Source organism: Acinetobacter sp. GG23 (assembly GCF_057766365.1).
Window position 1 is genome coordinate 128461 of the sequence record NZ_JBYMDJ010000006.1, and the last position, 11479, is coordinate 139939.

An 11479-nucleotide genomic window follows, 5' to 3' on the forward strand; every position below is an offset into this window, starting at 1 on the left:
AGGTTAGGTTTGTTGGGTGTTAAACTTTGTTTTGGCCTTCTACACCCCGATTTAAGCGATCGCGTGTACGGTGCTCTAACCACATCAAACCTTGCTCAAAATTGGTGATTGCCAAAGAGTTTTCACGGCATGGGAAAGCTTGATTTAGAATACGCAAACGGTGAAGAATGATAGCCATCAAGGCTTCATTGGTAATACCATTAACACCGTGTTCTTTTACTGGGCCGTTTTGAAAAGAAATATCGACTGTAAATTTTTCTGGATTATAAATTTGGTACCAATGACCATCTGGAAAATCAGGTGCCTGCATATGATCTACAAGTACATTATTAGCATCAGAGTGAATTAACTCACCACTAACTTCTTGATTTGGTAAATTCATAAGTTTCTCCTACTTCTTATTCAATTTCTTTTAAACAATTTCGGCACTCTGGCTTGGTATCAGTTCCAATCTCAGTCGCACCATGAAAACCAAAAAGACACATTAAGAATTGAATCATTTTGGCTGCTCCTTATAAAAAAGACCTCACACCCTGCTCAGAGGTGTGAAGCCAAAGTTGACTGTTAGACTACAAAATCAATCGCAACGACTTTCTTCTCATTCGCACGACCAGCTGCGAGAGAGTGAACACCACCAACCTGTTTAATATTTTTCTTATCAGCACGAGTTGTAATGTCGAAGTCAGTGATTGCAGCATCACCAAAATGAATTGCACTGCCTGAGTAAGCAACCGTACGAAGCTCCCCTACAGCCGCACCTTGGCTTAATTTTTCGTATGGAATCCAATTGAAGCCCATCCACTTACCACCTACACCGCCATCCTGTAGCATTTTCCCTGCCATAAAATCGGCAGATGTAAGTGTGGTATCACCTAAAATGCTAGATAGCATGTCTGATGTGTAGAGGATATAAAGCTGTTCACCGTTATGCTCATCCACTTCGTTTTTACGGAAGATAGATTTTGCTTTGATAATCTTCTGTTTCAAGGTACCAAAACCCGAAAGGATGATTTGACCTGCCGGCAATACTGTTGGCGTAGTTGTTGCGGTGCCATTATCTGCAACGCTTTTACGGCTAATTGAACCGATTGCAGCACTGTAAATAACATCATCAATTTTGCGGTTTTTCGCATTATAAAGAAGCTTGATATATTTATCGTTTGGATGCGCTTTCAGCTTTGGAATATCGCGTGACTCAATCGGAATAAACAAATCAAAATCAGCCATTAATACCGAACGAGTACCTGCATCTGGAATTGTCCAAGTTGTATCACCGAAACGCGCACCAGACGCTTGCATTTCAACTTGACCCATATCATTAATCGTAAATGATTCACCTTGAATACGACCACGGTTCACCACAGTTTTAAGCAAGCGTGATTCATTCTGTGCAGATGCTAATTCATAATTGTCATGGAACTGCTGAACGAACGCCGCCGTGATTTTGTTTTCATTAACTATAGGCATTAACTAACCCCTTATCTATATTGCTTTGAGTATGCTTTCTGAACTTGGGCATAGACCTGTTTATGATCAGGATGCGACTCATTCAAATAAGCCTCCGATACCATCAATGATTGAACATCTGCTGCACCGCTTTGTTGGGTGTTAGAAGGGGGTGTATCTTCATTAAGCTGTTGGCCGAAATAAGCAGCCATTTTCAGCACCAGTGGATTGTTACCAAATTCAGGGCTGTTTACTTCTTCAGGTGTAAGAATGCCGTTCTGAATAGCATTATTTGCAGCAGCTTTTGCAAAGCCAAAATTAGTATCGGTATCTGCTCCCCACGTTTCTTTCATGGCAGATACGCATGCTTCATTGTCTAAAGCCGCATTACCTTCCATGAGTGAAGGAATTAACTGGTTATATTCACCAAGCAAGAAATTTAAGCTTTTACTGTCCAGACCTGCTTCACGTGCACGCTCTAAGAACTCTTGGTTTTCAGGAATCGCCTTGAATTCGTCATAGTTAAAGCCTTCAACATTGACTTCATAACCATCAATTGATTCAGGCGCACCAGGTGCAGCTGTAGTTTCTTCTGTGGTTTGAGTCTGAGTTTCATCACCCTGAGTTTGATCACCTGCTAACACGCTAGTTTGAGTTTGCTCGGTGTTTTCATCTTGAGTTTGAGTCTCTGTGGTTTGCTCAGTCATTTACTTCTTCCTTATAGTCTGGGTTATTCGCTTGATTGATTTGATTGAAAATAAAACCTATGACGTTCGCCTGTCCTGCTTTAAAACAAGACTCACGTTCAGCATCTTGACCGCCACGGACATAGGTAGATTTATTGGCAAAAGTAAGTTGCAAATGATCAAGTACACGCTGACCATTGATGTCTAGATCAAATACATTTCGATAGGTTTCAGGGGTTGCACGACGTATGGCTTTGCGTTTAACAAAATTGCCTGTTTCTGGTTCTTCTTCTGGTGCGGGTAATGGACGTTCGGCAAGTTCGGCTTTAAGGTTATTTACTCTTAACCGTTCTTCATGAAGCTGATACTCAAGAGTGTTTGCTGCACTTCTATCAAATTCACTTGCAGCAACTGCAAGCTGTCTAGATCTGTAGCAGTTCCACCACCCCACACATGCAATCAATAGAAGAATTGTCAGTACTGCGATAATCAAAATCATTGCATCGTCTCCGTACCCACTTGCTTCTCAATGCCTTTAGCAACTGCACTGCCTGCCATTTGCATCATCTGCTGCTGCTGCTCTGCCTGTTTCTGCGCCTCCTGTGCCTTCTGACGCATATCACGAAGCTCTTTAACCTCATCAACTGTACGCATAATGTTTTGTGGAACACCACGACCATTCCCGACAAAGACGGCAACTGCGTCAAAATCAACATTGTCTAAAATGGTTTGATCTACCTGTGCAAACTGAGAAAGGCTCATGACGTATTGCTCTGTTGCTGTCACTTCTTCCATGCGTTGTGAACGTGCCATAGGCGATACAAATTTGAATGAAAGATTGCTGCCCCATAGTTCTTCAGGTGGTTGACCTAAAGCACCAGAACGAATAGCCAGACCAAAACAACGATCTAAGATTGATTGCAAGTACTCGGTTTGAAGTCGTCCATACATTGGTCCAAGCATCTGACGAATTAATTCAACACGTGTGTGAATCTCTGTAGCGGTCATTTGCGTGGTGCCGATGTTTGGCAACTGATCAGCCATTAACTTGCGACGGATGCCGCCTTGAATGTTGGTGAGTAAGTAATCTGCAATTTGAAAGTTGGTGCCATCATCCAGGCGCTTCATTGAATCGACACTGTTTGCAATGATGACTTTACGTGGACCAATACGAACGGTATGCGGATTTAATACGCCGTCATCTTGTGCGATCCACATGCCACCTAACTGCAAATCTGCTGAACGAACTGTGTTTTTCATTAGTTCATTGGCAGTCTTAGCATCAGGTAATGCAATCGTCATCTGACCATTGCCATAGACTGAATTAGGCAAACGTCTCAATCGTGGTACCGAACATGGAAATTCGTGGTACCCGGATTCTTTTAAGATGTGATTGTTATTGATATCAACGTGGTATGAAGCAAAAGGCATAGCCTTGTTGATCTGACCTGCTCCCACTTGCTTACGTGGTTGAATCACGTGTAGCAGCTTCATCTTTTCATCTTGGGCGGTCTTTGCTTTCTCAACCACACTGTGATGACAGTTATTCTCACCATACGTATTGATCATGGCTTCCACTGTCATTTCATGTTCACGGTAAATGGTATCTATTCGACCATCAGCACGTGTTGAACCAATAAAACAGTTCCCGATATGCCAAGACTCAAAGACATAACCGCCACCTGCTTCACGATCAATATCCGTATAGAGAACGCCCCAACCTGCAGTAACAATGTCAGTGACCGTTTCAAAGCTTTCACTGTCAAAGTTTGCTGCATGGATATTGCGCCACATGAATTGAGCAGCATCTTCAAGCCATCGCTCACCCTCAGTTAAGACAGAAATATCATCCACACCATCAGGCTGTGCTTTAAACCAAATAGCATTGGCAGGAGTTACACCGTTCATAATCATTGAAACGAGAACTTGCAGTGCATCCGCCGCCGTTGAATCGTATAAATCAGCACGTTCAGTTTCACGCTGACCTTTCACACTTGAATCAGAACTAAAGTTTTGCTGACGCTCTGGTGCACCGTATTTATAGCAATCTGCCCAGTGCGATTCATACTGTGAACGTGCAGATTTAAGCTGACTTAAACGAGCAACAAACTTCCGAGCGTCTTTATTCATTAGCCACCGCCTAGAGTTGACTTGGTTTTAGAGATGTCAGGCTGTGCACCAAGAACACTCATGCTTCCTGCTGAAGTCCGACGCATAGCTTTCTTGGTATTTGCTTCAGCCGTTGCCTTTTCAGCGGCACGTTGTGCATCGCCTTCTGGATCCTGCTCAACTGTTTTAGGTTTTCCGCACATGTTTAGTACTCCTCTGAAGTCCAACCATGAGGACCAAGAACCGGACGAGTACGCTTTGCAACTGGTTCACCACCTACACTGGATTCAGGTACATGCGGTGCTACTGGTTTGGCTGCTACAGCTTTGTTTTTTCGCCACTCAAGGAATTCTTCATATTCATTTTTAGCCTGTGGATCTTCATCGATGGGTTCACCCATAAGTAAAATTTCAGGTTTGTAAGCTGTACCAGTTGGTTCGGTTGAAGCAGAGGTTTCAGCATCCTTAGAATCAGGTGCACCGAGGATTTCATTTAAAACATCATCGGATTGTTGCGCCGTGGTTGGAGTGACTACTTCTGTTGTTTTCGGTGCTTCTGTTGTTGCACCTGGTGTTCTTGGTTGACGTGCCATGAAAAAGCCCTATCGATAATAGATAGGGCTAGTGTTGGTTGAGTGGTATGGAGGTTTGTTGGGTGATTATCTCGACTTTATCGGGGCATAAGAGTCGCAAGCAATAATTCTCCCTGTATTCATCAAACTCCCATCTGGCTTTAATACTCCGTCATCTGGAATAACAACATGGGTCATGGTTGCCAAGTGGTGAAATTTATAAGCCAATCTCACAGTTAAGATTTCATACTCTCCATCACGCTGAATAAAGAGACGCTCGCCATGTTGAATGAGCAGATTTTTATATTCAGGCAAGGTTTTTAGAATTGCTTCAAAGTCAGTCATTGACAACTCTCCACATCTGCAATGGCTTGTTTTACTTGAATCCAATAAGGATCTGAATGTGAACCTGAAACCATGTATTCATATTTAGCCATTTCAATTGATTCAAAATCTTTAATGATCAACTCATGACTTTCAACCAGGCGTTTTAGCTCAAAAGCATTAAGAATGATATCAACCCCATCAATATCAAAACCAATCCATTTATCATCAAATTGCTTTGCATAGAATCTTGCTTCATTCCATCCATACTTCTTTACAAACTCATTTGCTTTCACTTCCCAATCTCCTCATCCAGCTGCTCAATCACAGCATCTAATTCATCCCAATCATCAAACATATCTAATTGCCCTATCTTGTACTTGTACGTTGCCCATTCACCTTCACGTGGGTAGCGATCTAAACCAACTTCAATCTGCCAAAGCAAAATGAATGCATCGCCGTTGTCGTAATTTGGAATGCCGCCCCTTGACCATTCACTCACTGTAGACGCACCAGACACCGGTAGAACGTCTGCAATCTTTTCATGTGTCCAACCTAAGCGGCCTAAATCTAAGATCATGCGGTTGAAGTCTGGACGCTTGTATCCACGACGTTTTACGAGGAATTCTTTAACCTTTTTCTTGGTTCGTTGGTTAATAAAACGCGCGCGTGCGCGAGGAGAGTCCGCAGAAGCTAATAAATCAACCGTCATTCCCATAAATTTCCCCTAGAAATTCTCAAATTCCCAATTGTTGTTTTTGCTATTCCAGTACACGGCAACGAAGGGAATTGGATGCATTGAAGCGGCTACTTTTATTTTCACTTTTGCATCATCTTCCCAGTGCCCTTTTACTTCATGTGCTTCGAGTTCACCGTTGGCTTTTAAAACGATAAAATCAGGTGAATAAAACGTCTTATCAGCAAGACGAAACTTGATTGAATCGAATGCGTAATACTGGATTTCTCCCTTGAATTTTCGGCTTTCTAAGTACCCTGCGTAATTTCGCTCTGTTTTGTTCATTACGCCCTGTTTAAGTCTGCCTAGTGCTCTTGCCCCACTTTCTTGTTTAGAAGGCTGTGACACCTCATTTTTTCGCATTTGGTGCGTTTTTAAATGGTTATCTAACTGTTCCTCGCTCCATCTCATATTTAAGCCACCATTCTTAATTTGTTTAAAAAGGCTTGGTTTGCATTCCCTGCATAGCCACACCATTTTTTAAAATGTTTATTCCAGTGGTACCAGGTGCCGTTCTGGTTCATCCAAAATGTGCCGTCTGATTCGATATGTGTTGCTCCTTCAGGTTTCATGCTGCTTTCCCTTGCGACACTTCCTCACTTTCAATTTTTGAAATTGCTTTTGAAAACAGAAGAAACTCATCACGAGTCATTTTTGCGCCATGGACCGTAGCCGGGCTGAGTAATGAACGCACACGCTTAAGACTGATTTGGGTAGCATTGGCCAGTTGTGTACGTCTTCCAGAGTTATAACCACCTGCATTCGCCCACTTTCTAATTTTGTTTGTTTCAATCAGAGAGGCATTCTTTTCATTTTTCGCAGCTTTTTTAAGAACTGGACGTGGTACATATCCAGCGGCTTTAAGTTTTTTAACCTTCCCACCCTGCTTTAAAAATTTCTCAACTTCAGTTTGCAGTTCTTCACGTTGCTTTTGCTTTGATACATCTGCATCCGCACACGGCGTTAATTTCACTGATTGGTATTTCATGCAAAATCCTCCATAGCAACGACAAACCCAAGTTCGTGCAGGTATCGGCCATATTTTTTGATGTGTTCAGGGTTTCTTAGGTTTGCTTTGATTCGGGCTTCAAATGATTTTTGTGGTTCCCCAGGGTTGGAAAACTTTCCTGTAAATGGCTCGTAGTTACAAAGCTCTGAAACGAAGTAATTGATCTGTGAATCAGACAGTTTTTTTGCTTTCGATTTTTGAACCTGTGATTTAGGTTTTGATGATTTCAAATTTTGAATGCGGTAGATCCAGAAGTTCATCCAACCCTGTGCAGTGTTTTTTGACTGGTTTGTCGCCCACTGAGCAAAGCCCTTGAGTTCAGCAAAAATAAAATCATCAGCAAGTTCGGAATTCAGGTTCTTCGCTTGGGTGTGCAAATCAGATTGAATTGAATACACACCTGCAAGCTCTCTCAAGCTGTACAAGTTTCGATTGTCCTGGTGATATTCGAATGAATTCAAGAAATCTTCAGAACGTGATTTTTCAGAAGAATCCTCCTCTTTTTTTTCTTTAATATTTTCTTTTAAATCTATTTCTTTTACAGAGTGACATGCCATGTCACTGGTGGTAGGTACATGAGATGCTACTGGTGTGGTGACATGAGATGTACCTGCATTTGATGTACTAGGTACATGCGATGCTACTGGTTTTTGATTGGCTGAATCATTATAACCAGTGACATGCGATGCTACTGGTTTAGCAGGTAGTCTTTCACTGTAAGTAATGCTGTAAATGTTGCTTTTCCCATTCTCTTTATGAATTTCGACTAATTGGTAGTGCGCCAATTCAGTCATGTATTTACGTACCGTACGTTTATCTTTAATGCCTGTAATTTTCATCACTAAGGATTCGCCCATAGCGCGTTGCCCTATATGAAAGCCATTGATATGACGATTCAAAAACACTAAACATTTGATGGCTTCACCACTCAGAACGGCTAAATACCCCTCATCACAAATAAAGTTAGGTAATGGTGTAAAACCATCTTCATTTTTTTGAGTGCTCACAATTGCCCCTTTTAATAATGAAGGCTTGGGGAAACTGATAACTTGAGCAATTTCCCCACACTGCTCTTTCTTTCCGCTCATGCTTTGTGCTAAATTCAACATCGGTTCCATACCTCGTTTACTTTTCGGAGTGAACGGCAAGAAAGTCCAGCTGGTCGCACAGTTGGACTTTTTTTACGCCTGAATATTTTGGAGTTACGTCACGGATCGGACGTGGTGCCAGTTCAAGGTGAAATGTATCTTCGGTTTCTTTGGTAAGACCCATAACCGGCATGAGAGTATTTAAATACGCTTCAACTTCAGCGATATCTCGCATGACAAGGTCACGTATGTACTCAGAAACAGAATTAAATTTTTTAGACTTACTAATAGCTATAGCTTTGGTTTTTTCGCCATCGGTACATTTAAAAGTAATACTTTCGAGTAATTTTTCAGACATTTTCAGTTCCTTATTCGGCAACTTTTTTAGGACGCAATTCAATCCAAATATCTTGATATGTATCTGGAAAAAGCTCCTTTCTTGTAGAAATGCCTTTGTCCTCTGCAATTACTGCTAAACGAATTTTTCTGTCAGTTGGGATGTGTTTCCACCCACTCACTGATGGAGTGCGAATTCCAAGTAACCGCGCAACTGCCGCTGGACCACCCAAAGCTTCAATAAGCTGGTTATCAGTCATGTTGTTCTCCTAAATAATTTTTTAATTATTAGGCATTCCTTATTTTTTATCAATAGGAATACCTAATTTATTTCATGTTAGGATTTCCTAATGAAAACACTCTCTGAACGTCTTAAATATGCAATGGAAGTATTACCACCTAAGAAAATTAAGGGGGTCGATCTTGCACGTGCTGTTGGGGTTAAGCCACCATCTGTTAGTGATTGGCTTAGTGGTAAATCAAAAACTATGGAAGGGCCAAATTTAATTCGTGCTGCTCAATTCTTAAAAGTGAATACTAAGTGGCTAGCTACCGGTGTCGGGAAACCGACCGATGATGAAAAAAATACTGAATTTAGTAATGTAAGCTTTAATAATTTACCGTTTATGGAAATTCCGGTATTGGATTTTGTTCAGGCAGGCTTATTTGGAACCGTCGGTTATGACGGAATTAATCCCAAAGGCAAGACATACACAACATATCAAAGTGCAAAGCCTTCAGAGGTTTTCAGCTTAACTATTGAAGGAATGAGCATGGCACCTGAGTTCTTACCAGGTGATTCGATTGTGGTTGATGCATCTTTAGCACCACAACCCGGCTCGTATGTAATTGCCCAGAACGGATCTTATGAGGCCACTTTTAAAAAATATCGAGTGATTGGATATGATGAGTATGGTCGAGAAGAATTTGAACTTGTGCCGTTAAATCCTGATTATCCAACCATTTCATCCAGGGATCACCGTATAGCAATCATTGGTGTGATGGTTCGCCATATGAGAGATTATAAATAATAAGAGTTTGCTATGAAGAGAATATGGGATTATGGAACTTCCACGCCAGTTCAAAGGGTTGGCATTATCATCCTGGTTATTGGTTTGCTTTCTCTATTCTCTTGGATGATTAAAGAAGATATTTCGTTTGACGATCTTTTTGAACCGTATTACTTACCTGGATCAAGAGATTCATTGTTTTTTCACCTGTTCTTCTATCTCATCCCACTTGGTCTTTTGATGTCTTGGGGGTATCAAATTCTATTCGAGATTAAGCGGTGGGTTTTCAAGGAGAAAAAACAGAAAACGATAGAGCCTGCAGATGAAGCAAAGAAAGAAATACCAAAACAACGAACAAACACAAACATTCCCAATCAAAAAAACTTATATTTTAAAAATAATTTAGCTGCGTTTAAATACGCTTCTGAAAACTATATAGCTACGATGGATAGAAATACCATGAACATTGGTATCATCCAGGATATTATTTTGCAGAAAGATAACAACCAAGCCTTTCTTGTTCAACTAGCAAATAAGGGTAAAACAACATTGGTTGCTGGCTTCAATGATAAATATGCTGAAAAAATAACTAAAGGTAACTTGGTGTACTGGGGATTTGTAGATACAGCAAACAATGATCGTGATATTTCAGCTGTTGGTCATGTGATCGCTACACTACACCCTGAGTTAAATCCAAATAATGGGAAATGGGTTGTAAAAACCGACTTAACAGCATAATCGCTAATATTTATTAAACCGCCACTATGGCGGTTTTTTTATGCTTATAAAAAATATATCAAAAATATTAGGAATACCTATTTACTTTATTATTAGGATTGCCTAATATTTGTCTTGTACCTAATAAACCGAGATAACTCATGGCTCAATTCAAAACCATAGCAACTGGCACAAACCATACAAGTCTAATTGTCTGTGATGGTGAGCTAAAAGTGGTTCGTCTTGGTGAAGTTATTGCGGTTATCACCAACTGGTAAAAACAAAAAAGCCCTCCTGACTACGACATCAAAGGGCTTTTTCAAAACTACGAGGCAATTATGAATCAATATCCTTCACATAGTCAAATGCCAGAGTTCGCAAAGAACGAAAGCAATACAAAGCCTATGTTGTTTCAGCACCCTAAATTAGAAGAAATGCGCCTTTCTCGCCGTGCTCAACTTAAAGCGGATGTAATAGATATTTTTCTTTTCGCAGCTTTCTCTTTTGTAGCCTGGGTACTTATTAGCTTTTTTATCACTTTATTTTTCGGGGGCTAACATGAACGCATTTGCAGAATTACCTACCGCCTCATTGATTGAAAAAATGAGCAATGATGAATACCACGCTTGCCCTGAGTTTAGCTCTAGTCAGTTGAAAGACATGAACCGCTCTGCTGCTCATTTCTATGTAAATAGCATCAGCAAGGAAGCTAAAAAAGAAGCTTCAACTGCTATGAACTTTGGCACATTGGTTCACACCATGTTTCTTGAGCCTGAACAATTTGAAAATGAATTTGTGATTGCGCCTAAGTTTGATCGTCGTACTAAAGCAGGAAAAGAAGAAGCTGCAGCATGGGAACAGGCCAATGAAGGCAAGATGCTTGTATCAGAAGAAGATGTAGACAACGCAAATCGCATGGCTACCAACCTACGTACGTTAAGCATCTACAAAGCTATGCAAGATAACTACGGCATGGCTGAAGCAAGTTTTTTCTTCACTGATCCTGTTTTTGGTCTGAATCTTCGCATACGTCCTGACTGGCACATTGCCCCATGTAAAGAGTTTCCAAACGGCCTGATCATCGACTTAAAAACGACTGATGATGCACGTCCAATGGCATTTTCACGTACCTGTGCCAATTTTTCTTATGACCTTTCAGCGTCTATGTACCGTGAAGGATTCCAGGCTTATTACCAAACAGAAGATAAGCCGCCTTTCATCTTCCTGATTGCTGAACGAAATACACCCTTCAACGTCAAACAATATAAGGCTTCCGACTTATTTCTAAGTGTTGGTGATGCGCGTTACAACAAATCAAAAGCCTTACTTGCTGAGTCTCTACTAATTGATAAGTGGGATGGCTATTCAAAAGATTTAGAAGACATTTATTTGCCTTCGTACATGACCAAACAAGCTTTAGACAACGATTTTAACTAATTAAATTTTA

General features: G+C 40.8%; 19 protein-coding genes and 1 pseudogene. 4 read left to right on the forward strand and 16 right to left on the reverse strand.

Annotated features, from left to right (window positions below):
• Nucleotides 1-19: 19 nt before the first annotated feature.
• The 16 genes and pseudogenes from AC3CAU_RS11250 to AC3CAU_RS11325 all read right to left on the reverse strand — a co-directional run.
• Nucleotides 20-244 (reverse strand): annotated as a pseudogene (locus AC3CAU_RS11250) (Acb2/Tad1 domain-containing protein); the annotation flags it as partial.
• A 320-nt stretch (nt 245-564) separates the two neighbouring features.
• Nucleotides 565-1461 (reverse strand): phage capsid protein, encoded by an 897-nt coding sequence (locus AC3CAU_RS11255; protein ID WP_447054307.1) that lies wholly within the window; start codon nt 1459-1461, stop codon nt 565-567.
• Between the two features lie 17 nt (nt 1462-1478).
• Nucleotides 1479-2153 (reverse strand): hypothetical protein, encoded by a 675-nt coding sequence (locus AC3CAU_RS11260; RefSeq protein ID WP_447052886.1) that lies wholly within the window; start codon nt 2151-2153, stop codon nt 1479-1481.
• Nucleotides 2146-2631, reverse strand: coding sequence for a Bbp19 family protein (locus AC3CAU_RS11265; RefSeq protein ID WP_447052885.1), 486 nt, complete (start codon nt 2629-2631; stop codon nt 2146-2148). Before AC3CAU_RS11265 ends, AC3CAU_RS11260 begins: the two co-directional genes overlap by 8 nt.
• Complete coding sequence (locus tag AC3CAU_RS11270) at nt 2628-4262, reverse strand: portal protein (RefSeq protein ID WP_447052884.1); 1635 nt, start codon at nt 4260-4262, stop codon at nt 2628-2630. The genes AC3CAU_RS11265 and AC3CAU_RS11270 overlap by 4 nt, the downstream gene beginning before the upstream one ends.
• On the reverse strand, nt 4262-4444 hold the full coding sequence (locus AC3CAU_RS11275; protein ID WP_131213622.1) for a hypothetical protein: 183 nt from the start codon (nt 4442-4444) through the stop codon (nt 4262-4264). The genes AC3CAU_RS11270 and AC3CAU_RS11275 overlap by 1 nt, the downstream gene beginning before the upstream one ends.
• Before the next feature lie 2 nt (nt 4445-4446).
• Nucleotides 4447-4833, reverse strand: a complete 387-nt coding sequence (locus AC3CAU_RS11280) for a hypothetical protein (protein WP_447052883.1) — start codon at nt 4831-4833, stop codon at nt 4447-4449.
• Nucleotides 4834-4899: 66 nt separating this feature from the next.
• Nucleotides 4900-5157, reverse strand: a complete 258-nt coding sequence (locus AC3CAU_RS11285; RefSeq protein ID WP_447052882.1) for a hypothetical protein — start codon at nt 5155-5157, stop codon at nt 4900-4902.
• Nucleotides 5154-5432 (reverse strand): hypothetical protein, encoded by a 279-nt coding sequence (locus tag AC3CAU_RS11290; RefSeq protein ID WP_447052881.1) that lies wholly within the window; start codon nt 5430-5432, stop codon nt 5154-5156. The genes AC3CAU_RS11285 and AC3CAU_RS11290 overlap by 4 nt, the downstream gene beginning before the upstream one ends.
• Nucleotides 5429-5854, reverse strand: a complete 426-nt coding sequence (locus AC3CAU_RS11295; RefSeq protein WP_447052880.1) for a hypothetical protein — start codon at nt 5852-5854, stop codon at nt 5429-5431. The genes AC3CAU_RS11290 and AC3CAU_RS11295 overlap by 4 nt, the downstream gene beginning before the upstream one ends.
• A gap of 9 nt (nt 5855-5863) precedes the next feature.
• Nucleotides 5864-6283: a hypothetical protein gene (locus tag AC3CAU_RS11300; RefSeq protein WP_447052879.1), complete on the reverse strand. Its 420-nt coding sequence runs from the start codon at nt 6281-6283 to the stop codon at nt 5864-5866.
• Nucleotides 6284-6285: 2 nt separating this feature from the next.
• Complete coding sequence (locus tag AC3CAU_RS11305) at nt 6286-6444, reverse strand: hypothetical protein (RefSeq protein ID WP_447052878.1); 159 nt, start codon at nt 6442-6444, stop codon at nt 6286-6288.
• The gene (locus AC3CAU_RS11310; protein ID WP_447052877.1) at nt 6441-6860 is read right to left on the reverse strand and encodes a hypothetical protein; all 420 of its coding nucleotides are present in this window, start codon (nt 6858-6860) and stop codon (nt 6441-6443) included. Before AC3CAU_RS11310 ends, AC3CAU_RS11305 begins: the two co-directional genes overlap by 4 nt.
• A complete protein-coding gene (locus AC3CAU_RS11315) occupies nt 6857-7990 on the reverse strand; it encodes a hypothetical protein (protein ID WP_447052876.1) in 1134 nt (377 codons plus the stop codon). The genes AC3CAU_RS11310 and AC3CAU_RS11315 overlap by 4 nt, the downstream gene beginning before the upstream one ends.
• Before the next feature lie 16 nt (nt 7991-8006).
• A complete protein-coding gene (locus AC3CAU_RS11320; RefSeq protein WP_171529009.1) occupies nt 8007-8327 on the reverse strand; it encodes a hypothetical protein in 321 nt (106 codons plus the stop codon).
• Nucleotides 8328-8337: 10 nt separating this feature from the next.
• The gene (locus tag AC3CAU_RS11325) at nt 8338-8565 is read right to left on the reverse strand and encodes a Cro/CI family transcriptional regulator (RefSeq protein ID WP_447052875.1); all 228 of its coding nucleotides are present in this window, start codon (nt 8563-8565) and stop codon (nt 8338-8340) included.
• 90 nt (nt 8566-8655) lie between these two features.
• Here AC3CAU_RS11325 and AC3CAU_RS11330 point away from each other — a divergent pair, with 90 nt between their 5' ends.
• From AC3CAU_RS11330 to AC3CAU_RS11345, 4 genes are all read left to right on the forward strand, one after another.
• On the forward strand, nt 8656-9336 hold the full coding sequence (locus AC3CAU_RS11330) for a LexA family protein (RefSeq protein ID WP_447052874.1): 681 nt from the start codon (nt 8656-8658) through the stop codon (nt 9334-9336).
• 12 nt (nt 9337-9348) lie between these two features.
• On the forward strand, nt 9349-10053 hold the full coding sequence (locus AC3CAU_RS11335) for a hypothetical protein (protein ID WP_447052873.1): 705 nt from the start codon (nt 9349-9351) through the stop codon (nt 10051-10053).
• A gap of 317 nt (nt 10054-10370) precedes the next feature.
• Nucleotides 10371-10589 (forward strand): hypothetical protein, encoded by a 219-nt coding sequence (locus AC3CAU_RS11340; RefSeq protein WP_447052872.1) that lies wholly within the window; start codon nt 10371-10373, stop codon nt 10587-10589.
• Between the two features lies 1 nt (nt 10590).
• The gene (locus tag AC3CAU_RS11345) at nt 10591-11469 is read left to right on the forward strand and encodes a PD-(D/E)XK nuclease-like domain-containing protein (protein ID WP_447052871.1); all 879 of its coding nucleotides are present in this window, start codon (nt 10591-10593) and stop codon (nt 11467-11469) included.
• The last annotated feature ends 10 nt before the right edge of the window (nt 11470-11479 follow it).